Below are 23,560 nucleotides of genomic sequence, written 5' to 3'. Positions count from 1 at the left end.
GCCGATTGGTCACTTGCATTTCCCAACACTTATTTGCTATGAATCTTCTCCCAATTTTCTATGTTCTGTTGGACAAGTTCCTCCCAAGTCAATTTACCAGTTACGTATTTTTGGACACTTGCACCAAGATCATCGTTCCAACCGACCGGATATCCATTAAACACCCAACCAATCGTATTTCCTTCTTGAGAGTATTTATAAATTTCTTTTGAAATTGGATCTGCAATTTTTTCTACATCATATCCTTCATAAGCAGGAATGAATTTAAAATCTTCCAAAACGGCTTTTTTCCCTGCTTCGGATGTATACATCCAGTCGAGGAACTTCTTCGCCGCTTCCTGTACCTTTTCATCCGATTTCTTGTTCACTGCCCAATAGTTCGGTACGCCGACCGGCATGCCTGCATTGTCTCCATTTGGAATCGGGATGATGCCAATTCCCTTTTCAGCTAACTCAGGGTCCATATCATAGACTGTGTTATACACCCAGTTACCTTGCTGAATGATCGCAACCTTTTCAAGCGAGAACAGCTCCTCCACTTGTTGGGAGTAATCAAGACTTGCTGTCGGCTGGACGGAATACTCATTTTGGATATCGACCAATTGTTTAAACTTGTCACCATCCGTGAATTTAACCGTAGGTGCTTTACTTGCTTCTAACACATTTCCATCAAACTCCGGTGATAAGAATACATTGGATAAATGGTTTCCTGTCACCCACTTCTCTTTTACCGGATATGCGAAAACTGCTTCGAGCTTCAATTTGTCTTTTTGTGAATCGATTTTCTTAACTGCCGCCTCTAAGGCTTCATAACTTGTAATTTCATCAGGATTAATTCCGGCTTCTTTAAATATTCGTTTGTTATAGATCAAGCCGTATCCTTCCTGGTTAAATGGAAGTCCAAGGACTTGCCCGTCCTCTTCCACGCCATCCAAAGTACCGTCAAGCGCTGCAGCAGCAGCTTTCGTGTCCTTTAAATCTGTTAATCTATCCTTATATTGTGCGACATCTACCGGTCCGCCAATGTTAAAAACCGCTGGCTCCTCACCTGAAGCGAACTTTGCCGTTATGGCAGATTTATAATCATTACCGCCGCCGACTGTCGATACCTTGATCTTCACATTTGGATTTTCTTTTTCATATTATTTTGCCAATGTCTCGAATTGCGACTTGAATTCTACCTTGAATTGAAATATATCGAGCGTCACGACATCCTTTGAGTCGCTGTTTCCGCCAGTTGAAGAAGAGCATCCTGCCAAAATTACACTAAAAATTAATAAAACAGTAAGAATTCCCCCGTACCATTTTTTACGCCTCATGCCTACCCACTCTCCCTTTTTCTCATAATATTCATGCAATTTTAAGAAAACGTTTGCATAAAATTAGTAAAATAAAAGCCTTTAATTCCATAAAATTCATAGTCTAGCGTACTTCTTTTACATCACCTCCTCACAAAAAAACATTGCAAACGTTTACATTTATGCGCTTAATATTACCACCAAATTCCATACTTTACAATAAAATTGTAGTATATTGTAAAAAAAGGATGTTAAGAACTCTCTTAATCTAATTATATGATTCAGAAACCTTTGATTATTCCTTTATCCGATTATTTATCGTACGGGCCATTTTCATTCCTGGCATTATACGAAAAAAGGGAAACCCGTCGGTCCCCCTCTTTTCACTTCAATATCATTTTCACATTGGAAGGACCGTATTCATCCTTCAATTCATAATATTTATCGCTTGCTTGTCCAAATTCCTTAAACACACCGCTAATGATCAATTCATTTGTTTCCTTATCAACGACACTGTACTTGATATTGCTTTTCCCAAACTTTCTGTCATCCACTTTTAAAAGGATCATCTTGGACACCTCCACATTTAATGGCTGCACTCCTCAGGGTGTGTGGTTTCTTACTTACATAATATAACAAATTATTCCGAATTTACAGATTTTTTGCAATGCAAAATAAAAAAGCCTAATTAGGCCTTTTCATTTCGCTTATACCTTACTAGCATCAGGACTTCGAGATATCCAGGAATCCTTCACCAAATACGTCCCGAACGTCATGTATGGCTATAAAAGCATTGCTATCCGTTGACTGCACTATTCTCTTTAACTTTAGCACCTCTTGCTTACTTATAACGATATATAAAATATCCTTGGATGCCTTTGTATAGTATCCATGACCGCTAAAAACAGTGACCCCCCGGTCCATCAATTCGGTTACTTGTTTTGCAATCTGGTCCGCTTCATTTGAAATGATGGTAATCGCTTTTTTCGGGTTCAATCCCTCAATGATGAATTCCATCGTTTTTGTTCCAATATAAAGCATAAGGATAGTGAGCATCAGACCTTCTGCACCAATGATGAAATAAGATGAGAACGCAACGATTAAATCGAAAAACAGAAGTCCATAGCTTAAGCTCCATCCCAAATACTTATTCGTAATTCGGGCCAGGATCGTCGTACCGGCAGTAGTGCCCCCAACACGAATGATCATGCCAATTCCTGCACCGGCAAAAACCCCGCCAAATATTGCATTGATGACCAATTCATCTGAAGATATCGTCCAACTTTCGGTTAAATGAAGGAAAAGTGAATTAAATGCAACGGCTACGATTGTATATACCGTTGTTAATTTCGACAAAAATTTATAACCGACAATGAGCAGGAAAGCGTTAATGATCAAACTTAACAGCCCTGGTGACCATTCAAAAAGATAAAACAAAATGATGGTTATCCCCGTGACTCCTCCCTCACCAAGCTCATTGGGAATGACGAAAAGATTTATTGCCAAAGCGAAAATAAAAGCTCCTATTAATATAAAGAAAACATCCAAAGAAATCTTTTTCATATTTATTACCCTTCCTTTATGTAATGGTTAATGTGAATTCTGTTAAATTTCACTGCTCTATAGTAACATGGAATTCCATTTAATCCTTCAAAGATTTGAAGGTTTAACAAAAAGACTACCTTGGAAGTTAGATTATCTTTAATGAACGAGCTTAATACATACAAAGTCACTATTTTCACTAAGCTTTTTTATTCATTAGCTTAACAAAGCCGCTGCCCGATTCTCCTTAAATGTTCTGGCTTGGATCAAAATAACCAACCAGCTTTTTTTGACCCTTGATTTCTCCGAGATTAATGGATCATTAATTTATTCTCATGCTCCTTTTCAAAGCTTGACAGTTTCATTGAGTCATGATTAGAATGTTTTATATGTTAACTTATATTAATTTTAGTTGACATATAAAAAGGAGAATGGCCATGCACAGTGAAAAACAATTACCTTGTTGGGAAGAAAAAATAAAAAAAGAACTCGCTCATTTAGAAGAGATTTCGCAAAAGCGTGAACTCGTATCAACCGTATGTGCCGAGCAGCCTTGGCTTACGATCAACGGGTGCAGGATGCTTAATCTGGCTTCTAATAACTATTTAGGATATGCAGGAGATGAGCGGCTGAAAAAGGCTATGGTTGATGCAGTACTTACATATGGTGCAGGAGCAACGGCTTCACGTTTAATTGTTGGCAATCATCCTCTTTACGAGCAGGCGGAACAAGCTCTTGTCAATTGGAAGAAAGCCGAAGCAGGACTCATCATCAACAGTGGATATAACGCGAACCTTGGAATAATCTCCACCCTGCTGTCCCGTAACGATATTATTTATAGCGATAAATTGAATCATGCAAGCATTGTCGATGGAGCTCTTTTAAGCCGTGCAAAGCATATACGCTATCGTCATAATGATTTAGACCACTTAGAAGCATCTTTGAAAAAATCACCGATTGAAGCACGTAAATTAATCGTGACGGATACGGTCTTCAGTATGGATGGTGACTTTGCTTTTCTTGAAGACCTTGTCCGATTAAAGGAACGTTATAACGCACTGTTAATGACAGATGAAGCACATGGAAGCGGTATCTATGGTAAAAACGGTGAAGGCTATGCCGGTCACCTCCATCTTCAAAATAAAATAGATATCCAAATGGGAACATTCAGTAAAGCGCTCGGCTCATTCGGGGCCTATGTCGTCGGGAAAAAATGGCTCATCGACTATTTAAAAAATCGCATGCGCGGATTCATATATTCAACTGCACTTCCCCCGGCCATACTCGGTGCTATAAAAACAGCGATTGAACTTGTACAGCAAGAACCAGAACGCCGCTCACTGCTCCAAAAACACTCAGAACACTTTAGACAAGAACTCACATATTACGGGTTTAATATTTGCGGAAGCCGATCACAAATTGTTCCTATCGTCATCGGGGAAAACGAAAAAGCGATGGAATTTGCCGCACGTTTGCAGAAAGAAGGAATTGCCGCTATCGCTGTCAGGCCGCCGACCGTTCCTGAAAATGAAGCGAGAATCCGGTTTACCGTAACGGCTCTCCACGATAAAAAAGATCTTGATTGGGCAGTTGAAAAAGTTTCGATCATTGGAAAAGAAATGGGTGTTGTTGAATGAAACAGCCGAATTTAGTCGTGCTTCCTGGCTGGGGAATGGAAAAAGATGCGTTTCAACCGTTAATCAAACCGCTGTCAGAACTATTTCACCTTTCATTTATAGATTGGAGAGATATGAAAGCACTAAATGACTTTGAAGAACGAGTCATGGACACAATCGCTTCCCTCGATGGTCCTGTTTATTTACTGAGCTGGTCATTAGGATCACTAGTATCACTTGAACTTTCAAGTTCGTATCGAGAAAAAATAAACGGTTTTATCCTTTTTGGCGCAACCAGTCGGTTCACTACAGGAGAAAATTATTCATTTGGCTGGGATCCACGAATGGTCGAGCGCATGAAGAAACAACTGCAGCGCAATAAAGAGAAGACTTTGTCTTCCTTCTATGAAGCAATGTTTTCCGATGCTGAAAAAGAAGCAGGTTTTCATCATCAATTCATCAACACAATTCAACGCGAGTTTCATGGAGATGATGTGTTTTCGCTTCTGATTGGTCTGGATTATTTATTTCAGAAAGATGCTAGAGCAAGACTCGACCGGATTGAAGCCCCCTTTATATTGCTTCATGGGAGGGAAGACAAAATTTGTCCACTTGAAGCCTCATCCTTCATTAAAGAAAATCTGGGTGGGAAAGCCGAGCTTCATATTATTGAAGGTGCTGGCCATATTCCATTTCTCACAAAACCTCAGGAATGTATGGAGCATATAAAAACATTTATTCAAAAGGAGTACGTTCATGATTGATAAACGATTGTTAAGCAAGCGGTTCAGTGAACACGCGAAAACATATGATGCGTATGCCAATGTTCAAAAAAACATGGCAAAACAATTAGTGGATTTGCTTCCTCAAAAAAACACCAATCATAAAATCAATATTCTTGAAATCGGCTGCGGCACCGGTTACTTAACCAGGTTACTCCTCAAAACATTCCCTAATGCCGCCATTACGGCTGTTGATATTGCACCAGGAATGGTTGAAGTGGCGAAAGGAATGACAAAGGAGGACCGTGTTACATTTTTATGTACGGATATTGAAGAAATGGCGCTTAATGAAAATTACGACTTGATTATTTCCAATGCAACGTTTCAATGGCTGAATGATATTCCTGCAACCCTTGAAAAACTTTTTACACGATTAACGGCCGAAGGAAACCTGATATTTTCAACGTTCGGAATAGATACCTTTCAAGAGCTTCATAGGTCATATGAACATGCGAAGGAAAAGCTTCAGCTTTCCATGGATAGTTCACCAGGCCAAATGTTTTACACTCTGGAAGAATTATCTCAGATTTGTGAAGCTGCAATCCCCTATTCATCTGCAGTCCCAATCGAGATAACAAAAATAGAAAAGCTTGAACTGGAGTACTTTCAGACAGTACGTGAATTTTTCACTTCAATTAAAAAGATTGGTGCTGCTAACAGCAACAAAGAAAACTATTGCCAGCGCCCTTCCTTTTTTCGAGAGTTAATCAACATTTACGACACAGAATACCGAAATCAATCAGGTGTGAAAGCAACCTATCACTGCTTGTTTTTTAAAATAAAAAAACATGATTAATCCGAAGATAACCATCTGGGATACAAGCAAAGTATTATACATAATTGCAAATCGTTTATATAAAGGTAACGACTAGTATTCCATCCGCTTACTGTATTAACCATTCCCTTCAAGCAATTCAGGCCGCCGCCACTCCTAATTCCTTTGGAGAGGCGGCGGCCTTTTACGTATAACTTCATCCAAATACCTTGCCATCTGTAATATTGACCACTCGATCACATAAATCTAACATTCTTTCATCGTGCGTTACCATGATGGCCGCTTTATTTCTTGATTTCACCTCATGTGCAAGCATTTCAACAACATCCCTGCCTCTTTTGGAATCAAGACTTGCCGTTGGTTCATCCGCTAAAATGATTTCTGGATCATTCATTAGCGAACGGGCGATGGCTACACGCTGCCGCTCACCGCCCGACAGTGCTTCTGGCAGGTGATCTGCCCGATGTCCAAGTCCAAGGTGGCTAAGCAATTCGTCCGCTTTTTTCACAGTTTTTTTATCTCGCTTGCCAATCAGTTCAGAAAGTAGCAGAAGCTGATCTCGTACGGAGAGATATGGCACAAGATTCGACGATTGGAATACAAACCCGATCTTTTCAAGGCGCACTCGAGTCAATTCTTTTGGGGATAGTGTTGTAATATCCCCACCATTCAGCAGTAAGCGACCTTTGCTCGGGGATAGTAACGCACCTGCTATTGATAGGAAAGTACTTTTTCCTGAGCCTGAAGGACCCACGATGGCGACGAATTCCCCCGCTCTCACATTCAGCGAAATATTATCAAGGGCTGTCACCTTATTATCGCCTTCCCCATAAATCTTACTGACGTTTTCAAATAATAGTTTATCCCCCATCATGATACCCTCCCTATTGCTTCGATCGCATCTATCTTCGCTACTCGGTATAGTGATAGCAGCGAACCCAATACGGATACAACCAAAAGTAACACGGAATATTTAATGACCAAATCGGTACTCAATTCAAATGGCATTCCTTCTGGCATGATTAAAGTGACGATATATGTCAGTGCAACACTGATGGCGATGCATGTCACGGCAAGCAGCATTACTTGACCAACGATGCTTTTTGCCAGGTAGCCCGTATTTGCCCCGAGTGCCTTAAGGACACCAAATTGATTCGTCTTCTGTAAGGTAATCACATAAAAGAATACTGCCAAAACGAAAGCTGCAATGACAAACAAGAAGACAATCATCATCGTCAGTGTACCCTGTTCCTCTTTGAACCCTGGTATACTTTGAAGTGATTCTTCTTTCGAAATGAGCGTTACGCCTTCAGGCAATGATTCACGTACATTCTCTTCTGACTTCGAATCCATTTGCACGGCTATTGTGCTGATTGAGTCTTTTCCTTGATTTTTCAATGCTGGGTTAATCTCCTGCCACCCCGTAACATTCATGTAAACTACCGGTGTATGGCTATAAGACTGCTTTTCAGTAAAACCAACAATGGTGAAAATCTTACCAGATAGGTCATCTTTGAGTGAATCACCCAATTTATAACCAACTTCCTTTAAAGAACGATCTGCAACGACTTCACCTTGTTTCTTATTGTCATAGCTCGTTCCTTCTATGACCTTCGGTGCTAAAATACCACTGGCATCGGTCGCAAAAATAGTGACATCCGTTTTCTCCGAAGAGCCGACTTTATTCAATGTGATCATCATTTGCCCAAGTCCTTCGGCTGCTTTAACATCCGATGAAGCCCGGATTTCATCTAGCTTTTCCATCGATATGATCGATCGGTTCAATTTATTTTTAGAGTCATGCTCCATAACAAAATAGTCGGCCTTCATGTTTTGTATGGATGAAGCATTATCTGAAGAAAGTCCATTAGCTAATCCTGAAATGATAAACACAAGCAAAGCGACCAATATCATGATCAGTCCAATCAGCAGATAACGTAATTTTGAATGCTTTAGTTCACGTATTGCCAAAAACATCATTTCATCTCCCTTTCCTTTTGTTTACCGATCATTGAATCGGTATGACCCGATTGTAAACAATCAATATGAATGGAAGATGAACAACTGATTACATAAGGGGCAGCCGTATATAAAAAGTGGTCCCTTTACCAAGTTCGCTTTGAACTTCGATCATTCCCCCATGAAGTTCAACCGTCTTCCTCGTAATCGAAAGTCCTAAGCCGCTTCCGGTTTCACTCCTGTTCCTCACTTTGTCGACTTTATAAAAGCGATCAAGGATATAAGGGAGGTCTTCTTCTGGAATTCCGATGCCCGTATCCGCGATAATCACTTCAACAGCACTGCCTATTCTTTTAATCCGAATATCGATCGAACTGCCGCTTTCCGAGTATTTAATGCTATTGGTTATCAAATTCGTCCAAACTTGATTTAAAAGTTTTTCATCTGCAGAAATGACGGTTGACGGCAAATCCATTTCGATCACCATATCTTTTTCCCGCCAATTCCATTCCAGCATGAACAACACTTGCCGGATTTGCTGCGCTAAATCAAAATTTGTCCGTTGCAGCGGATCTTCTGCTTTATCCAACGAAGCAAGCATGAGCAGCTGTTTGCTTAACGATGACATGCGCCTGCTTTCTTTTTCAATGATGGACAAGTACTGATTTCTTTGTTCTTTTGTTAATTCCTCCGATTGGAGGGTTTGAGAAAAACCTTGGATGGATGCGAGCGGAGATTGAATTTCATGAGAAACATTTGAAACGAATTCCTGTCTCATATCATCTAACCGCTGTATGCTTTGAGTCATTTTCGAGAAATGTTGAGCCAAATCCCCAATTTCATCACTGCGGGTGACATTCAATTCACTACTATAATCCCCATCAGCGATTCTCTTTGTAGCTTCCGTTAATTTCGTAATTGGCTTAACGATGAAACGCGTGTTAATAATAACAAATAAAAAACTGAGCAGGAGCGTAAGTACGAGCAAAACAGAAAGATAAAAGCGGAACTCTCCAAACTGCAGCTCTATATTCGGCCTTACAAACAAAGCATATTTCTCGCCATCCACATTAATTGGGACCCCAATGCTATTAATTAAAACATCTTCAAAAAATCCGGTAATAAATAACCCATTATTATAATTGGCGATCCCTTGATAGGTTTTCCCGTTCAAAACTCCTGAAATCGTGTCGCGATCCAAACTCGCTTCCCGAAACGGCTCACCATATAAAGTTCCTTCACCCTGCTCATTAAATAGATACATTTGATAGTGCAAACCTGCAATATGGTTTAAATACGCATCAATATCCTGATCAGGATTCTCCTCATATAAGGAGACGATCTCACTTGCGACTTTGCTTATTTTCTCACCATTGTTGGGTTTTTGAACCTGATGATAATAAACATTGGAAATTAAAAAAGCGATGACACTGGCAAGCACCATGATCAAAATGGTTTGAATAACTATCCTGAAATAGAGTGTTTTCACTTCTTGTTGACCTCCAGTTTATAACCTAATCCACGGACAGTCGTTATGACAAAGTCATCGGTCCGCCCGGCAAAACGTTCCCTCAACCGTTTAACATGGACATCAACCGTTCGATCATCCCCTGCAAAATCAGCACCCCAAACCAGTTCAATAAGCTGCTCACGCGTAAAGACCTGATCTGGAAAACTCCCCAGCTGAGCCAGCAGCTCAAATTCCTTAAGCGGCAGGAGCAGCGTATTCCCCTTTATTCGCACTTCGTAACTTTTACGGTCAATCACAGTTTGATTCAATGATATCGATTCAGAATTCACCAGACGGTACCTTCGCAATAGCGCTTTTATCCGAAATAGAAGTTCCCTTGGCTCAAACGGCTTTACTAGGTAATCATCCGTACCCGCAAAGTACCCCTTTTCCTTATCGATAAGTTGATCTTTAGCTGTCAATAAAATGACGGGCAGATCATATTGATCCCGAATTTCCTTACAAAGATCCAGCCCGTTTTTATACGGCATCATAATATCGACAACAGCCAGATGAATCCGTTCCTTCTCCAGTAGCAAGGAAGCTTCATTCCCGTCCTTCGCTTCGAATACCATGTACCCTTCCTTTTCCAAGTGAAATTTAAGCAACTCCCGAATATGCCGATCATCATCCGCAATTAATATATGTATCAAAGAAACCACATCTCCACTTCTTTTATAGCCCTGGCTAAACATACAATAGCAATAATTAAACATGTAAAACAACAAATACTAATTCTAACTCAGTTCCTTATAAACTAGTTTGCCACTAATATACAGCACCCTCTTATTTTTTTAAAAAGATAAAGTAAAAAAGCGAACAGAATCTAAAAACCCTGTCCGCTTTTTTCCTATAGTAAATCGTCATATTCATACTAGTTCAGCCGTAATGATATTTTTATTGCCCAAAAGGGTTTTAAATATTCTGAATATAAATTATAATTGTTTTATTTTAAAACATCTAGGAGGTCACTATGGGAGTAGTAGAGAAAATCAGCGGATTTGCTGGTAAAACGTTTACCTTATGGGTCATTTTATTTGCAGTTATTGCGTATATCTTACCTAATCATTTTATATGGATTGGAGCCTATATTGTTCCATTATTGGGAATTGTCATGTTTGGCATGGGACTTACATTATCAGCATCGGATTTTAAAGAAGTATTCCGACGGCCGAAAGAAGTCGCACTAGGGGTAGCAGGACATTTTATCATTATGCCCTTATTGGCATTTGTATTAGCAATAGGGTTCGATTTGCCCAAAGAAGTGGCTGTTGGTGTTATTTTGGTAGGATGTTGCCCTAGTGGAACAGCTTCAAATGTCATGGTGTTTCTTGCGAGAGGAAATGTTGCGCTTGCAGTTGCCATTGCTTCTGTTTCCACTATTCTAGCACCTATCGTAACTCCCCTGCTTATTCTGCTCTTGGCAAGTAAATGGGTCAATATCAGTATTGGGTCGTTATTCATTTCGATCATTCAAGTGGTGATCATCCCACTGCTGCTTGGATTCATCGTTAAAAAGTTTTTCGGCAAACAGGCAGAGGCCGGTGCAAAGGCTTTACCTCTAGTATCTGTCATTTCTATCGTCCTGATTGTATCTGCAGTAGTAGCTGGCAGCCAAGCTCAGCTGGCTAAAACAGGTTTGCTGATTTTTGCAGTAGTCGTTCTTCATAATGTTCTTGGTTTTTTACTCGGCTTTTTCTTTGCTCGTTTATGCGGAATGGATTTAGCTAAACAGAAAGCTGTTGCAATGGAGGTTGGTATGCAGAACTCTGGTTTAGGTGTAGCTATAGCCACAGCCCACTTCTCGCCTTTGGCCGCTGTTCCTAGTGCCATCTTCAGCGTTTGGCATAATATATCAGGCTCCGTTCTGGCCTTTATTTTCAGTCGCATGAAAGATAAGAAAAAAGTAGGGACCGTTAAAAATAATTCGATAAAAACTGACGCATCATAATAAGTTGGAGATGAACCAAAAACGCTTTTCAGTAAATGAATAAAAAAAGCCGATTGAGTGAATCGGCTTTTTTTTATGCATTAACCATCTGAAAATTGAACATTCAAGGGAAAATAACTAATATTCAATGCCGAAAATTAATGAACTTACTGCCTTGTTGTGGTTATTTTTTTGAACTACCTGCTATACTACTAGATGAAAGTAAGTTATAAAATTTGCTAATGATTCGGGTTATAGTAATTGACTATCATTTTAAGGATGAGGGAATATAATGTCACCAAAAATAAAATCTTCAAGAAAAATAGCTAGATATTCACTAATCATCATGGGGGCGGGTTATATTGCAACCACTCCATTTCAAGGTTCATTGCCTTTAGATTTATTACATGGAGGGTTTGAGGCTGGTTTAGTCGGCGGATTGGCAGATTGGTTTGCAGTCACTGCATTATTCCGCCATCCGCTTGGATTACCAATCCCCCATACAGCGCTTTTGCCCAACAATCGTAAAAGAATGACAAATGCACTTGTTTCGATGTTAAAAAACGACTGGCTTTCTAAGGAAAGCATTCAGGACAAAGTAAAACATATTCCTTTTACTGAAAAATTGATCCCTATTTTAGTAAAAGAGATTCAAAGTGATACTTTTAGAAAAGTCCTGATTAAACTAATCAAGCAAATGATTGGTTATATAGATATAGAAAAGATTACACCTTTCGTTGCAAAAAAAATTAAATCATCACTTTCTAGCATAGACATGAGCAAGATGCTACATTTAGTAACTTCACAGTTACTTAACGAAGAGTTTGATAAGAAGGCTTTGGATCATGTTTTGAAAAAAGCTGAAGATTGGTTAGGAAAAAAAGAAACCAGTCACCGACTTGGCACTGTTTCCATGGATGTACTCAGTAAGATTGAACTGGAAGGTATGCTTCAGTTCGCCGTTAAGTCCATTCAAAGTCTACTTAACGAAGAGAAACTTGGGAATATCATACAAAACCTATTATTAAGTGTCGTAAATAATTTACAAAACGAGAAAGAACCAAATAGAGAGGCTTTAATCTTATATATCAGGAAAGAGATACAAGGCATTAACCATAACCCGGAACTGTTAGAAGGAGTTGAAAAATGGAAAAAACAACTTCTGACAAAATGGGAGCCTGAGGCGGCAATAAAGGGAAGTCTACAACAAATTCAACAAGAAGCATTGGATTTCGTCGAAGATGAACATTTCATGGATACTTATCTGACTCCAATGATTCATCACGTACTGGACAACATAAAAGAAAATAGCACCCACATCGATAATTGGATACAGAGACAAATTACTGTTCTCATTGAAAATAATCATACGCAGATCGGCAATCTTGTACAAGAAAATTTAGATAAGCTAGACAACGAAACGCTGATTGATATGATGGAAAATGGTGTAGGAAAAGATTTACAATGGATTCGTGTGAACGGAGCGGTCTGCGGTTTTATAATAGGGCTTATCCTAACAGGTGCACAGGCTCTGCTTAGGCTATTATAATCCAGGCACCTTCGGGCGATTTGGTAACGGCAGTATACTTGTCGTTACCAAATCAACTGGTGCTGATTCGTTGCCTTTAGTTTGATACTCCTCATTAAAAAGCCCTTAACCTTAAGGGCTTTTTAACGGGGTAATTAATCTAATGAATAGGGTTTCCTCTCCTCGATTATCGCCACTTCATCCCATTCCACAGATTTGGTGTACATATATTTATCTGTTCGTTCAAACCCCATCTTTTTGGCAAGTTCAGTGTTGGTGGTATCCAAAAGCACTTTACCTGTTTTTCTATCTTCAGATGCTTGAAACATCTCTCCCTTATATTTTGCCTTCGAATTTATCTTAAATAAATTTTCTACCTCTTCTACAGAAACATTTTTTATATAGATTTTTTCATCTAAATGTTTGAAACCTTGAGATAGATCAGCATGTTTATTACTTATTAACTTTATAGACTTATCTTCCAGTAGACTAAAACTATACTCGCTACCATTATGTATTGCATACTTTCCTTTTCTTATCATAGGTTCCTCCATTTTGAGGTAGTAATTATCATCAAAATTAAATTGTATTTCATTCATCGGGAAACAATCATTTCAACTTATGTTAAAGTCTTTTATTAGCGGGAAATACTCTTGATAAAATTAATTGTCCCTTTTAAATTCTTTTAATAAAATATCTTTTATTCCATCTAATTCGTTATTAGCAACGATTCTCTTGTCATAGTTATCATCCCAAATAAAATAATCAGATAAACCCACTCTAGGTTTATTTATATCATGATAGATGCCACTCAATTCCATCATAGTTTTACGATATTGCTCTGCTGATTCACAATCCAATAAGCATATTTCAATCAACTCAATTGAGGCTTTAGCTTGTCGTATTATATGTTCTAAATCTTTTTTTTCTTTTGTTAATATTTTCACCAAACGAACATAAGCATCTTTAATAACTAATAATGTTTGCTCCAAGTTTATCCCCCATAATACAGTCATTTTATTGGAACTTCATCCACCACTTTTAAATACTTACTTCCCAAGGTTCCGACACAAAAATTTGATTCTCTCCACCTGAATAGATTCCAGCTTAATAAGCCCGCTAGACCCTTATTTATATTAGTTCTTTAGGAATTTCCATTGTATAAACTATCCAGCTTCATTATATAGTCTCTAGTTTCTCCCCTTGGTATAACCTTCCTGGTTTCAGGTAAATCTTCAAATATTAATATTGGTTTTTTCATCTCAATAATCGCTTCTATGTCGTCAAGAGGCACGTCCTTTTTAAAAACAAATTGCTCTTGCTTTTCGAATCCATAGCAGTCTACATCATTACTATCCATACTAAATAACGAAATCTCATTTTCATCCAAGATATGCCTGCCCAATGAATATGGCTCAAACTCTTTACCTTTGTAAGCTACCAAAAACTTTAGTTCATAAACTAAATCAACTTCCTCTTTAGTCACATCCTTGATAAACAGATTTGTCATATTCCCTGTTTGATCAACAAGTTCACGAAAACCTTGTTCAGGTTCATGGGTTCTTAGTCTTAACCTGTCGTTACGGATATTCAAGAGGTAATCCTTATGATTATATATGGCATATTTCATCTTTAGCTTCACCTCGTCTAACTTGTTCTCATTTAATATCTTGTATTGAAAAATGAATATTAATTCAGAAGTTCCAAAACTGTTTTATAAAAATATTCACATGCTTCATCTTCTGTATCAAATTTCTTTAAATGTGATTTCAACCCACGTTCACTATAATAGACTTCCAAAATATTATCTCTTTTATTTAAGCAAAGCACCTCATTAGGTAGTCCACCATTAAGGCTATATAGATTTTTTGGAACATTATCTTTAATTAATAATTTCTCCAATTCTGTTTTTTTCAAATTGCTTTCCTCCCCCTCAAATTATGTACATTTTCTTTTAGATGCTTCACCTCAAGAAATATAAAATGAGTTATCTTTTTACACGATTCAGATATACACCTTTTTCTTTTTATCTTTGAAAATATAGTATGCTGATTCCTGCATCACATGACCTTGGATCATACCATTGCGTAATCTTACCCCATTCAAATAAATTTTCAGACAATATGCCTTCTGGATACCCAATTTGCTCTGTAAGCCATTCACCATGCTGAGATAGTTTTTCTTCATAGTCCCATTGGTTAATGGATGGATCATTTACTTTCAAATTAATTCCCGATATTAAATTATTTTCAAATGATAATCGGACATTAAAATATTTGCTACCTAATTTAGGTGCCTTTAAAAACCTTAAAGATTTATTATGACTATCAAGGGTTATAGATTTAAACATACTTGAAGATTCTTTTGTTTTTATATCATCCAATTTACAGTTAGGAAAAATAAAAACACCTTCTATTTCTAACTCTCCCTTTTTCAGATTACTCATCCCTTAATCCCCTTCCGTCCCTTTCCAAAAAATTCAAATTTTTTTGATCTGTAATCTTATTCTTAAGTTATTTTAAATTTTTCATTTTGATAACACTTGTATCCTGTATCTCTTCGTAAGTCTTACTGATTGTTACGATTTATTTTTAATCTAACGAAAACAGTTTTCGCTCTTCTATTATTTCAACTTCATCTAAATTTACATTTTTAGAATAAAGATATTTATCTGTACGTTTAAAGCCATATCTTTCAGCTAGTTTTAAATGAGGAGTTGCTAGAATAATTTTCCCATTTCCACCATTAGAAGCTCCAAATAATTCTCCTTTATATTTTGCAAAAGAATGAATTAAAAATAGCTTTTCTACTTCATTTAAAGAAAGAACTTTTGTAAAAATATTCTTTTTATAATGGGTAAATCCATAGTTCATGTCTTCCTTGTTATTGCTTATTAGTTCTATAAATCCTTTGCTTTTAGATTCTATGAATCTATACTCTTTCCCATTATAGATCGTATACTCACCTTTTCTTATCATTTTCCCACTCCATTATTAATTTTCCATCACCAAAAATAAACTGCTTCGCTTCCCGTTTAACATAGCATATACTGGATTCTGGACATAAAAAACCCCTATAAAAGTCTTTTATAGGGGTTTTTTTATGTAATATGGGTGATTTACATCAATCTCCATACTCTTCTTTAATTGCTTTATCTGCACAAAAACTAAGGAATTTCTCGATTAATTGATCAATATCTTCTTTTCTGGTGATTTTCTCAAGCCATTCTTTAGGAATGTCGTCGATTTTATAGTACATACCTGCCAATGTTCCCGTAATGGCACCTACTGTATCCGTATCATCCCCTAGATTCACTGCTTTTAAAACGGCATCGCTAAACGAATCTGAATTTCCTAAGCACCAAATGGCTGCTTCCAACGTATGAACGACATAACCATCTGACTGAATTTCTTCTTGTGGTAATGAAAAGAAATCTTCTTCAAAAATTCTTGAATAGGATTGCAGCTCTTTTTGGTATATATGATCTTTATCAAAATTCTCATCAAAAAGTTTTTTTGTTTGTCTTATTGCATCTTCAGGAGAATTATTATAATAAAGTCTAAGTAAAAACTCGACATAAATAATGGAACCTACCACAGAACGCGGATGTGCATGGGTTACTTCCGTATACTTTTTAATGGTTTGGATTTTTTCAATGAAATTAAAGTTATTAATAAGGACAAATGCTACTGGAGCGATCCTCATCAACGCCCCATTCCCATTATCAAAAATTGCATTTCCGCCACATTCTTGCGCTGGAATTCCATTTTTAAATTTGGTTATGGCTTCACTGGTCGTTCTGCCAATATCGAACATTTCATGATGTGGTGTCCAATAACCAGATTCCATATACTGAACGAATTTTTGCATTAGCTCCGCTGAATCGCTTTTTTCAATTAAGTTTTCAATTAAACATAAAGTTAACGAAGTATCATCTGACCAAGTGCCTGGCGGCTGATTATAGGTACCATATCCCGTTATATCATTAATAGCAAACGTACCTCTTTTTTTAAATTCAACTGGGACACCTAGCATGTCTCCAATAATACCGCCATACAGACTCGGTAATACTCTTTTCTTAATAGCTAAACTCATAAAAATCTTGTTATCGTCTTCCCATCTGTCTACCATTCTTCTGCCTGTCATTCATTACACCTACTTTTTAATAAAGTCTAGTATAAGATGCATACCATTTGCATCTTCACGCTTCTTTAATGAACAATTCTTGACCTGCATTGAGAAGTAATTCGGCCTCATCAGGGAATTCACTAATTTTTCAAAAGTAAGCAGCTAACAACTACTTATATAATAAGTTGTTATTCTATTTACAACCTTAAAATTGTCAACTCACGGATCATAGATTCAACCTATAAACTAATTTTAATTAACTTTATCAAGTATTAAATAATTCTATATTTAATTTTTCAGCTTTATGTAATTCTCCTAATAACGGATTTTGATAGTCACTATAACTATCCATATAAGCCCTCACGCCACCAATAATATTTAATTCTCTTATATCTTCATTATTCTCCATTACATCCAATGCATTCTTATATCTTTTAAATATAAGTTGTAAAACGCCGCTAGTAATTTCATTACAAAATTCTTTTTCAAGATTATATATTACAACTTTTATTTGATCGATTAACTGCTTTTTCTTATCCATTTTATCCTCCTATCTATACTCGCCTATAAAGAAGACCCTTAACAAAACAGTTCCAAAGCTCATTAGGGGGTATAGTGCAATAAATATTAATCGTGTTTGAAATGAGGAAACTAATCTAATGAATAGGGTTTCCTCTCCTCGATTATCTCCACTTCATCCCGTTCCACAGATTTGGAGTACATATATTTATCGGTTCGTTCAAACCCCATCTTTTTAGCAAGTTCAGTGTTTGTTGTATCCAACAATAATTTTCCGATTTTTCTTTCTTCAGATGCTGGAAAGATCTCTCCCTTATATACAGCATAGGGATTAATAGAATATAATTCTTTAACTTCATCTACACCTACTATTTTCGTGTATATATTATTTTTGTAATAAGTAAAGCCATTGTTCATTTCATTTTTATCATTACTAATTAATTCAATAGCTTCCACTGTATCAGATTCTATGAATCTATACTCTTTCCCATTATAGATCGTATACTCACCTTTTCTTATCATTTTCCCACTCCATTATTAATTTTCCATCACCAAAAATAAACTGCTTCGCTTCCCGTTTAACATAGCATAAACTGGACTCTGGACATAAAAATACCCTATAAAGGACTTTTATAGGGTGGGTGATTTACATCAATCCCCATACACTTCTTTAATTGCTTTATCTGCACAAAAACTAAGGAATTTCTCGATTAATTGATCAATATCTTCTTTTCTGGTGATTTTCTCAAGCCATTCTTTAGGAATGTCGTCCATTTTATAGTACATACCTGCCAATGTTCCCGTAATGGCACCTACTGTATCCGTATCATCCCCTAGATTCACTGCTTTTAAAACGGCATCGCTAAACGAATCTGAATTTCCTAAGCACCAAATGGCTGCTTCCAACGTATGAACGACATAACCACCTGACTGAATTTCTTCTTGTGGTAATGAAAAGAAATCTTCTTCAAAAATTCTTGAATAGGATTGCAGCTCTTTTTGGTATATATGATCTTTTTCAAAATTCTCATCAAAAAGTTCTTTTATCTCCCTTTTTGAAACTTCAGGAGAATTATTATAATAAAGTCTAAGTAAAAACTCGACATAAATAATGGAACCTACCACAGAACGCGGATGAGAATGTGTAACTTCCATATATTTTTTAATGGTTTGGATTTTTTCAATGAAATTAAAGTTATTAAAGAGGATAAATGCCACTGGAGCGATCCTCATCAACGCCCCATTCCCATTATCAAACATGGCATTTCCGCCACATTCTGGCGCTGGCGTTCCATTTTTAAACTTGATTATGGCTTCACTGGTCGTTCTGCCAATATCAAACATTTCATGATGTGGTGTCCAATAGCCAGATTCCATATATTGAACGAATTTTTGCATTAGCTCTGCTGAATCGCTTTCTTCAATTAAGTTTTCAATTAAACATAAAGTTAATGAAGTATCGTCCGACCAAGTGCCTGGCGGCTGATTATAGGTTCCATATCCCGTTATACCATTAATAGCAAAAGTCCCTCTTTTTTTAAATTCAACTGGAACACCAAGCAAGTCTCCAACAATACCGCCATACAGACTTGGTAACATTCTTTTTTTTAGATTAAATCTCAAAAAACTTTTACTATCGTCTTCCCATCTGTCTACCATTCTTCTGCCTATCATTCATTACACCTACTTTTTGTTTAAGTACCCTTTCTCAGTACCCTTGCTTAACAATTGCCCTACTGATTGATTAAATTCATACTTTGTTTTTATGTATGCTAACACCTATACTACAACCACTATAATATCTTTCCATTTAAATACAAGAGCAAAATCAGTTCGCATTTCCAAATTACCCGCTAACCATCGTAGGTATCATACAAAGATTTAAAACTGTCCATTATAAAAAACCTTGAATGTCTTTAGCCACTCAAGGTTAACACTGCATTATTAAATATTTTTCTTTCATATGCTATTCTGCTGAGGAATTATAATCAACCTCTGCATTTCTTAGTCCTTCTATTACTTTTTTTATTCGTTTCGATAAGTCTTTTATTTCCTCTAATGTTAAGTCATCTTCTGCTTCTTGTGGATTAAACATGCTTAACCTTTTAGTAATACCTTCAATATATCCAATATAAACCTTGTTTTGTGATAGCAATATTTCACCTACAGCAGTATCAACGATAAAATCTTCTGTTTTCCCAAGGTTTACATACTCATTTTTCGTCCTTGCAATTGCATATTCATATCCTCTATTTAGGGATAAAAAGTCATTATAGTCCTCATTAATTACCTCGAATATTTCATTGTACTCCCAATCTTCCACTCAAATCCCTCCTATAAAAATTGATTTTTATGGTTTAATTCTTTCCCCATTGTTGTGTATAACTTCTAAACTTATATTAGGGTATTTAGCTGAAACTTCCGCAATAACTCTATTACAACTAGTACAAGTATCTAATTCAGTAAATAATTTTATATCCCCAGAAACCTGAGTATTATCACCTATCCTAAAAGCAATATCATTTAGAATTTTATATTCAGTATCAGAATCTCTTATATATGTTTACCATCTTGACCTGTAGCTTCTGATGCCTTAAAAATAAAGGTATCAGATTGTAAATAAATATCAGGAACGATACCGCCTTATTTCGCTTAAATGATATGCATCTGTCTTATAACCCAGTCATAATCTAATTAAAATTATAAAAAGGATTCAAAGCTCATGTTCTCTTTGAATCCTTTACCCATGCAATTGGAGCTTTTGGATGATTAGACTAGACTAGGGATTAAAATTAATATTGTTATCACCTATAATTCTACTTCCCTATTTTCCCCAACGTTATCATATATAAATATTTGAAAATTCGATCCTCATTACTCTTTTCGATAATTGAAATATTTTGTCTTTCATCCACATCACACAATATCCAATCTCCATCTTCAAAGTAACAACCTGTTGAAAATGGTACATTAGTTTTTCTTCCAATAACAATATTAAGTTCTTGCAAATCTATACCTAACTCTTTTATCTTATTTTCATATTCATTTCGTGTCATTTTACCAACCTCCTTTATTTAAGTAATATCCCTGATATCCTCCAGGGCTTTCACGTTAATTGGAGTATCATTTCAATTCATTAAAAAACCTTGAATGGCTTTGGCCACTCAAGGTTTTATTTTATTATAGCTAGATTCAGTTTTCTGTGTCATTTTTTATAACTGATCCAGATCTCTACTTGTCCACTTTTCTTATCTTCAAATGAAGTGACTTCTCCCCAAGTTCTATTATAAATTAATGAGTCTCCTTTTTTAATATCTGGTTTTCCTAATATCTCTTCTACCCATTTATCATGTATCGCTTTCTTTTTTTTAGCTTTATAATCAGACCAATTATTGTAAATATTTTTCAAACTTTCATCAGCATTGTCGAGTTCAATACGAGAAACTTTATCATTTTGAAAGTTAACTACAACCCAAAAATAAATTCCATCTAACATAATTGCGTCTTTAAAAACAAACATAGCATTCAGTATATCGCTTGATAGTAGTTCATTTTGAAAATTTATACAAAAAGCCTGTTTATTTGTATTTCCATTAAGTATTTTTCCTTTCACTAAAATATCACCTGTTAATCCATCCAAATTAAAAACCTCATTTTCATTTAATTGAATTCATTATTTTACTATATTCTTCAAAGGAGATTTCAGAGTTTTATGGTTTTTCTATCATTGCACACAATACTCCATGATGGTTCAACCACTATGAGCTTTTTACTTTTATATAACCCGCTAATGTAATCAATCCTTTATAAATATCGCTATTCTGCTGAAAGATTATAATCAACCTCTGCATTTCTTAATCCTTCTATTACTTTATTTATTCGTCTCGATAAGTCTTTTATTTCCTCTAATGTTAACTCATCTTCTGCTTCTTGTGGGTTAAACATGCTTAACCTCTTTGTTATACCTTCAATGCGCCCAACAAAAACTTTTTCATGGCCGATTGCAATTTCTCCAATAGCTGTATCAACAATAACATCTTCTATCTTGCCTAAGTTATCAAATTCATCAGCTAGTTTTGCTATAGCATACCTATATCCCCTATCTTCATCTAACAACTCTTCATATGTCTCCTGAATTGCATCAAATAATTCATTATACTCCCAATCTTTCATTAGTTTTCTCCTCCAATAAAAATTAAGTTTAAGAAATAATTCTATTACCATTGTTGTGTATGACTTCTAATTCAATATTTTTAAATTTAGCCAGCAAACTCTGCTATGACTTTACCTCAACTGTCACAAGTATCTAATTCTGTAAATAACTTAATTTCCCCATTAGCTTTTGTATTCTCTCCAAGCCTAGAAGCAATGTCATTTAGTATTTTATAACACCATAGCCATTCCTATTTCATTGCATAAAGCAACCAATTCAGGCTTTGATTGAAAAGCTTTATATTGAGAATACCAATTAGCAATAGCATTTTCAGTACTATGAGGATTGCTTGTTCCCTACTTTTTTTAAATTGATTAATAGAATTTATTTTGTTTACAGAACCTCTTGGGTTATCAATACAAAAATCATTTATAAAATTGCATTATAGTACGTATTATCAACTCTCTAGACTTTGCTTTGTTTCCAGTATAATAATTATCAATTGCAAGATTTCTTTTCTCGAGACTAAAAACAAAAAGACCTTAACAGTAATTTGTTAAGATCTCCTCGCTTAGTATGACCGGATTTTCCCCTATCCTTATTATACATTTTTTTTATGCTCAACTTTGAGAAATAATTCGAGTTATATTCTTACACGCTTCAGTTATACACTTTTCTTCAGTTTATCTTTGGAAATAAATTATGCTGATTCCTGCATCACATGACCTTGGATCATACCATTGGGTAATCTTACCCCATTCAAATACATTTTCAGACAATATACCTTCTGGATACCCAATTTGCTCTGTAAGCCATTCACCATGCTGAGATAGTTTTTCTTCATAGTCCCATTGGTTAATGGATGGATCACTAACTTTTAAACGTATTCCCTGTATTATGTTATTTTCGAAAGATATTCTAACAGAAAATTTTTTACTTCCCAACTGTATAGGCCTTAAAGAACCAACAGTTGCTTCATCAGACTGCCTTTTCCTAACCTCAAAATTAGGATTTGTTGCAAATGACTTCTCAAAAAAATCTAAATTTGTAGCTTGTTTTACTTCAAATCCCTCTATTATCAATATTCCATTATTCAAGTTATTCATTAGCGAATCCTCATTTCAAAAATAAATCAGCATTTCATCGCTTCACTATGTTCAGCTTTAGTTAATTTGAAATTGTTTAATAACACTTGGAGCCTCTTTTAATATCTTTTCATATTTACAATAAACTTTTAAAGTACATTCTCATTGCTTTGTCTCCTCTTATCCTCTCGATAAAATCATGTAAGGCTTCAATTTCTGCTTTGTATATTTTCTCCCCTGTTTTTGTTGCTCTCTCGTCGTTTGCGTATACCCTCCACTCATGACCATCTTTTTCAATAACTACTTCACCTTCATTGGAAGTCTCCTTACAAAAAAACAATAATTTTCTAATTCTTCATTTTGAATTATTTTCTTAGCATCATCTATATTCATACTATTCCTCCTAAGTAGAACAAAAGTACGGAAGTTCTTATTTTATTCTACCTCCTGTTGACCCAAAACTTTCTGCAGTTTCCCCTTTTTGGGAACTGGGACACCAAGCATGTCGCCAATATTACCGCCATACAGACTCGGTAATAATCTTTTCTTAATGGCTAAACTCAAAAAAATCTTGTTATCGTCTTCCCATCTGTCTACCATTCTTCTGCCTACCATTCTTTACACCTATTTTTTGTTTAAGTACCATTTCTCAGTACCCTTGCTTAACAAATGCCCTACTGATTGATTAAATTCACACTTTGTTTTTATGTATGCTAACACCTACTACAACCACTA

The 23,560-nt window shown here is 36.1% G+C and carries 28 protein-coding genes and 2 pseudogenes; 5 read left to right on the top strand and 25 right to left on the bottom strand.

The window, feature by feature from the left end; genetic code table 11:
• Positions 1-29 precede the first annotated feature (29 nt).
• From ABC374_RS00565 to ABC374_RS00555, 3 genes and pseudogenes are all read right to left on the bottom strand, one after another.
• Positions 30-1,319: pseudogene (locus ABC374_RS00565) on the bottom strand (ABC transporter substrate-binding protein).
• 362 nt (positions 1,320-1,681) lie between these two features.
• A complete protein-coding gene (locus tag ABC374_RS00560; RefSeq protein WP_034305959.1) occupies positions 1,682-1,867 on the bottom strand; it encodes a hypothetical protein in 186 nt (61 codons plus the stop codon).
• Positions 1,868-2,021: 154 nt separating this feature from the next.
• A complete protein-coding gene (locus ABC374_RS00555) occupies positions 2,022-2,861 on the bottom strand; it encodes a YitT family protein (RefSeq protein WP_350301079.1) in 840 nt (279 codons plus the stop codon).
• A gap of 416 nt (positions 2,862-3,277) precedes the next feature.
• On the opposite strand from ABC374_RS00555, the gene bioF reads away from it, so the two are divergent.
• From bioF to bioC, 3 genes are read left to right on the top strand one after another with little or no spacing between them, the layout of a single operon-like run.
• Positions 3,278-4,477: an 8-amino-7-oxononanoate synthase gene (gene bioF / locus ABC374_RS00550; RefSeq protein ID WP_413015199.1), complete on the top strand. Its 1,200-nt coding sequence runs from the start codon at positions 3,278-3,280 to the stop codon at positions 4,475-4,477.
• Entirely contained in the window at positions 4,474-5,220 is a 747-nt protein-coding gene (locus tag ABC374_RS00545) for an alpha/beta fold hydrolase (protein ID WP_413015197.1), read from the top strand. The genes bioF and ABC374_RS00545 overlap by 4 nt, the downstream gene beginning before the upstream one ends.
• Positions 5,213-6,034, top strand: coding sequence for a malonyl-ACP O-methyltransferase BioC (gene bioC, locus ABC374_RS00540; RefSeq protein ID WP_413015195.1), 822 nt, complete (start codon positions 5,213-5,215; stop codon positions 6,032-6,034). Before ABC374_RS00545 ends, bioC begins: the two co-directional genes overlap by 8 nt.
• Before the next feature lie 175 nt (positions 6,035-6,209).
• Here the strand turns inward: bioC and ABC374_RS00535 are convergent, their stop codons facing one another.
• From ABC374_RS00535 to ABC374_RS00520, 4 genes are all read right to left on the bottom strand, one after another.
• Positions 6,210-6,887: an ABC transporter ATP-binding protein gene (locus ABC374_RS00535; RefSeq protein WP_413015193.1), complete on the bottom strand. Its 678-nt coding sequence runs from the start codon at positions 6,885-6,887 to the stop codon at positions 6,210-6,212.
• On the bottom strand, positions 6,884-7,990 hold the full coding sequence (locus tag ABC374_RS00530) for an ABC transporter permease (RefSeq protein ID WP_413020211.1): 1,107 nt from the start codon (positions 7,988-7,990) through the stop codon (positions 6,884-6,886). Before ABC374_RS00530 ends, ABC374_RS00535 begins: the two co-directional genes overlap by 4 nt.
• 91 nt (positions 7,991-8,081) lie before the next feature.
• Positions 8,082-9,461: a sensor histidine kinase gene (locus ABC374_RS00525; protein WP_413015191.1), complete on the bottom strand. Its 1,380-nt coding sequence runs from the start codon at positions 9,459-9,461 to the stop codon at positions 8,082-8,084.
• Positions 9,458-10,135, bottom strand: coding sequence for a response regulator transcription factor (locus tag ABC374_RS00520; RefSeq protein WP_413015189.1), 678 nt, complete (start codon positions 10,133-10,135; stop codon positions 9,458-9,460). Before ABC374_RS00520 ends, ABC374_RS00525 begins: the two co-directional genes overlap by 4 nt.
• A gap of 320 nt (positions 10,136-10,455) precedes the next feature.
• On the opposite strand from ABC374_RS00520, the gene ABC374_RS00515 reads away from it, so the two are divergent.
• Both ABC374_RS00515 and ABC374_RS00510 read left to right on the top strand, forming a co-directional pair.
• On the top strand, positions 10,456-11,433 hold the full coding sequence (locus ABC374_RS00515) for a bile acid:sodium symporter family protein (protein WP_137018575.1): 978 nt from the start codon (positions 10,456-10,458) through the stop codon (positions 11,431-11,433).
• A gap of 271 nt (positions 11,434-11,704) precedes the next feature.
• A complete protein-coding gene (locus ABC374_RS00510; RefSeq protein WP_413015187.1) occupies positions 11,705-12,961 on the top strand; it encodes a DUF445 domain-containing protein in 1,257 nt (418 codons plus the stop codon).
• Between the two features lie 134 nt (positions 12,962-13,095).
• Here the strand turns inward: ABC374_RS00510 and ABC374_RS00505 are convergent, their stop codons facing one another.
• From ABC374_RS00505 to ABC374_RS00420, 18 genes and pseudogenes are all read right to left on the bottom strand, one after another.
• The gene (locus tag ABC374_RS00505; protein WP_350301070.1) at positions 13,096-13,482 is read right to left on the bottom strand and encodes a hypothetical protein; all 387 of its coding nucleotides are present in this window, start codon (positions 13,480-13,482) and stop codon (positions 13,096-13,098) included.
• 120 nt (positions 13,483-13,602) lie between these two features.
• Positions 13,603-13,932, bottom strand: coding sequence for a hypothetical protein (locus ABC374_RS00500; RefSeq protein ID WP_350301069.1), 330 nt, complete (start codon positions 13,930-13,932; stop codon positions 13,603-13,605).
• A 152-nt stretch (positions 13,933-14,084) separates the two neighbouring features.
• Positions 14,085-14,570 carry a hypothetical protein gene (locus ABC374_RS00495; protein WP_413015184.1) on the bottom strand — a complete coding sequence of 162 codons (486 nt, stop codon included), beginning with the start codon at positions 14,568-14,570 and terminating at the stop codon, positions 14,085-14,087.
• Positions 14,571-14,629: 59 nt separating this feature from the next.
• Complete coding sequence (locus tag ABC374_RS00490; protein ID WP_230161384.1) at positions 14,630-14,857, bottom strand: hypothetical protein; 228 nt, start codon at positions 14,855-14,857, stop codon at positions 14,630-14,632.
• 109 nt (positions 14,858-14,966) lie between these two features.
• A complete protein-coding gene (locus ABC374_RS00485; RefSeq protein WP_350301067.1) occupies positions 14,967-15,386 on the bottom strand; it encodes a hypothetical protein in 420 nt (139 codons plus the stop codon).
• 145 nt (positions 15,387-15,531) lie between these two features.
• On the bottom strand, positions 15,532-15,918 hold the full coding sequence (locus tag ABC374_RS00480; protein WP_350301066.1) for a hypothetical protein: 387 nt from the start codon (positions 15,916-15,918) through the stop codon (positions 15,532-15,534).
• A 145-nt stretch (positions 15,919-16,063) separates the two neighbouring features.
• Positions 16,064-17,086, bottom strand: a complete 1,023-nt coding sequence (locus tag ABC374_RS00475) for an ADP-ribosylglycohydrolase family protein (protein WP_413015181.1) — start codon at positions 17,084-17,086, stop codon at positions 16,064-16,066.
• 247 nt (positions 17,087-17,333) lie between these two features.
• Positions 17,334-17,609 (bottom strand): hypothetical protein, encoded by a 276-nt coding sequence (locus ABC374_RS00470; protein ID WP_350301064.1) that lies wholly within the window; start codon positions 17,607-17,609, stop codon positions 17,334-17,336.
• Positions 17,610-17,719: 110 nt separating this feature from the next.
• On the bottom strand, positions 17,720-18,109 hold the full coding sequence (locus ABC374_RS00465) for a hypothetical protein (protein ID WP_413015179.1): 390 nt from the start codon (positions 18,107-18,109) through the stop codon (positions 17,720-17,722).
• Positions 18,110-18,238: 129 nt separating this feature from the next.
• Positions 18,239-19,261 carry an ADP-ribosylglycohydrolase family protein gene (locus ABC374_RS00460; RefSeq protein WP_413015177.1) on the bottom strand — a complete coding sequence of 341 codons (1,023 nt, stop codon included), beginning with the start codon at positions 19,259-19,261 and terminating at the stop codon, positions 18,239-18,241.
• Positions 19,262-19,553: 292 nt separating this feature from the next.
• Positions 19,554-19,910: an Imm3 family immunity protein gene (locus ABC374_RS00455; RefSeq protein WP_413015175.1), complete on the bottom strand. Its 357-nt coding sequence runs from the start codon at positions 19,908-19,910 to the stop codon at positions 19,554-19,556.
• A 27-nt stretch (positions 19,911-19,937) separates the two neighbouring features.
• Positions 19,938-20,093, bottom strand: coding sequence for a deaminase domain-containing protein (locus tag ABC374_RS00450; RefSeq protein WP_350302771.1), 156 nt, complete (start codon positions 20,091-20,093; stop codon positions 19,938-19,940).
• Between the two features lie 310 nt (positions 20,094-20,403).
• Positions 20,404-20,643, bottom strand: coding sequence for a hypothetical protein (locus tag ABC374_RS00445; protein WP_413015173.1), 240 nt, complete (start codon positions 20,641-20,643; stop codon positions 20,404-20,406).
• Positions 20,644-20,792: 149 nt separating this feature from the next.
• The gene (locus ABC374_RS00440) at positions 20,793-21,227 is read right to left on the bottom strand and encodes a hypothetical protein (protein WP_350301059.1); all 435 of its coding nucleotides are present in this window, start codon (positions 21,225-21,227) and stop codon (positions 20,793-20,795) included.
• Between the two features lie 176 nt (positions 21,228-21,403).
• On the bottom strand, positions 21,404-21,760 hold the full coding sequence (locus tag ABC374_RS00435) for an Imm3 family immunity protein (protein ID WP_413015171.1): 357 nt from the start codon (positions 21,758-21,760) through the stop codon (positions 21,404-21,406).
• A 28-nt stretch (positions 21,761-21,788) separates the two neighbouring features.
• A pseudogene (locus tag ABC374_RS00430) lies at positions 21,789-21,975 on the bottom strand (deaminase domain-containing protein); the annotation flags it as partial.
• 448 nt (positions 21,976-22,423) lie between these two features.
• Positions 22,424-22,846 carry a hypothetical protein gene (locus tag ABC374_RS00425; protein ID WP_350301057.1) on the bottom strand — a complete coding sequence of 141 codons (423 nt, stop codon included), beginning with the start codon at positions 22,844-22,846 and terminating at the stop codon, positions 22,424-22,426.
• A gap of 414 nt (positions 22,847-23,260) precedes the next feature.
• On the bottom strand, positions 23,261-23,425 hold the full coding sequence (locus ABC374_RS00420) for an ADP-ribosylglycohydrolase (RefSeq protein ID WP_413015169.1): 165 nt from the start codon (positions 23,423-23,425) through the stop codon (positions 23,261-23,263).
• Positions 23,426-23,560: the final 135 nt, after the last annotated feature.

The organism is Peribacillus phoenicis, assembly GCF_047238085.1.
Taxonomy (GTDB): domain Bacteria; phylum Bacillota; class Bacilli; order Bacillales; family DSM-1321; genus Peribacillus.
The sequence above is the reverse complement of the archived record's forward strand: the minus strand, read 5'-3'. Positions and strand labels throughout refer to the sequence as shown.

Excerpts from the sequence above, each read along its gene's own strand:
- ABC374_RS00560 (WP_034305959.1), bottom strand. The coding sequence starts at position 1,867 with ATGATCCTTTTAAAAGTGGATGACAGAAAGTTTGGGAAAAGCAATATC.
- ABC374_RS00425 (WP_350301057.1), bottom strand. The coding sequence starts at position 22,846 with ATGAATAACTTGAATAATGGAATATTGATAATAGAGGGATTTGAAGTA.
- ABC374_RS00460 (WP_413015177.1), bottom strand. The coding sequence starts at position 19,261 with ATGATAGGCAGAAGAATGGTAGACAGATGGGAAGACGATAGTAAAAGT.
- ABC374_RS00510 (WP_413015187.1), top strand. The coding sequence starts at position 11,705 with ATGTCACCAAAAATAAAATCTTCAAGAAAAATAGCTAGATATTCACTA.
- ABC374_RS00435 (WP_413015171.1), bottom strand. The coding sequence starts at position 21,760 with ATGAAAGATTGGGAGTATAATGAATTATTTGATGCAATTCAGGAGACA.
- ABC374_RS00465 (WP_413015179.1), bottom strand. The coding sequence starts at position 18,109 with ATGATAAGAAAAGGTGAGTATACGATCTATAATGGGAAAGAGTATAGA.
- ABC374_RS00495 (WP_413015184.1), bottom strand. The coding sequence starts at position 14,570 with ATGAAATATGCCATATATAATCATAAGGATTACCTCTTGAATATCCGT.
- ABC374_RS00420 (WP_413015169.1), bottom strand. The coding sequence starts at position 23,425 with ATGGTAGACAGATGGGAAGACGATAACAAGATTTTTTTGAGTTTAGCC.
- ABC374_RS00545 (WP_413015197.1), top strand. The coding sequence starts at position 4,474 with ATGAAACAGCCGAATTTAGTCGTGCTTCCTGGCTGGGGAATGGAAAAA.
- ABC374_RS00505 (WP_350301070.1), bottom strand. The coding sequence starts at position 13,482 with ATGATAAGAAAAGGAAAGTATGCAATACATAATGGTAGCGAGTATAGT.
- ABC374_RS00530 (WP_413020211.1), bottom strand. The coding sequence starts at position 7,990 with ATGTTTTTGGCAATACGTGAACTAAAGCATTCAAAATTACGTTATCTG.
- ABC374_RS00535 (WP_413015193.1), bottom strand. The coding sequence starts at position 6,887 with ATGATGGGGGATAAACTATTATTTGAAAACGTCAGTAAGATTTATGGG.
- ABC374_RS00555 (WP_350301079.1), bottom strand. The coding sequence starts at position 2,861 with ATGAAAAAGATTTCTTTGGATGTTTTCTTTATATTAATAGGAGCTTTT.
- ABC374_RS00470 (WP_350301064.1), bottom strand. The coding sequence starts at position 17,609 with ATGGATAAGAAAAAGCAGTTAATCGATCAAATAAAAGTTGTAATATAT.
- ABC374_RS00475 (WP_413015181.1), bottom strand. The coding sequence starts at position 17,086 with ATGACAGGCAGAAGAATGGTAGACAGATGGGAAGACGATAACAAGATT.
- ABC374_RS00480 (WP_350301066.1), bottom strand. The coding sequence starts at position 15,918 with ATGATAAGAAAAGGTGAGTATACGATCTATAATGGGAAAGAGTATAGA.
- ABC374_RS00515 (WP_137018575.1), top strand. The coding sequence starts at position 10,456 with ATGGGAGTAGTAGAGAAAATCAGCGGATTTGCTGGTAAAACGTTTACC.
- bioC (WP_413015195.1), top strand. The coding sequence starts at position 5,213 with ATGATTGATAAACGATTGTTAAGCAAGCGGTTCAGTGAACACGCGAAA.
- ABC374_RS00485 (WP_350301067.1), bottom strand. The coding sequence starts at position 15,386 with ATGAGTAATCTGAAAAAGGGAGAGTTAGAAATAGAAGGTGTTTTTATT.
- bioF (WP_413015199.1), top strand. The coding sequence starts at position 3,278 with ATGCACAGTGAAAAACAATTACCTTGTTGGGAAGAAAAAATAAAAAAA.
- ABC374_RS00445 (WP_413015173.1), bottom strand. The coding sequence starts at position 20,643 with ATGACACGAAATGAATATGAAAATAAGATAAAAGAGTTAGGTATAGAT.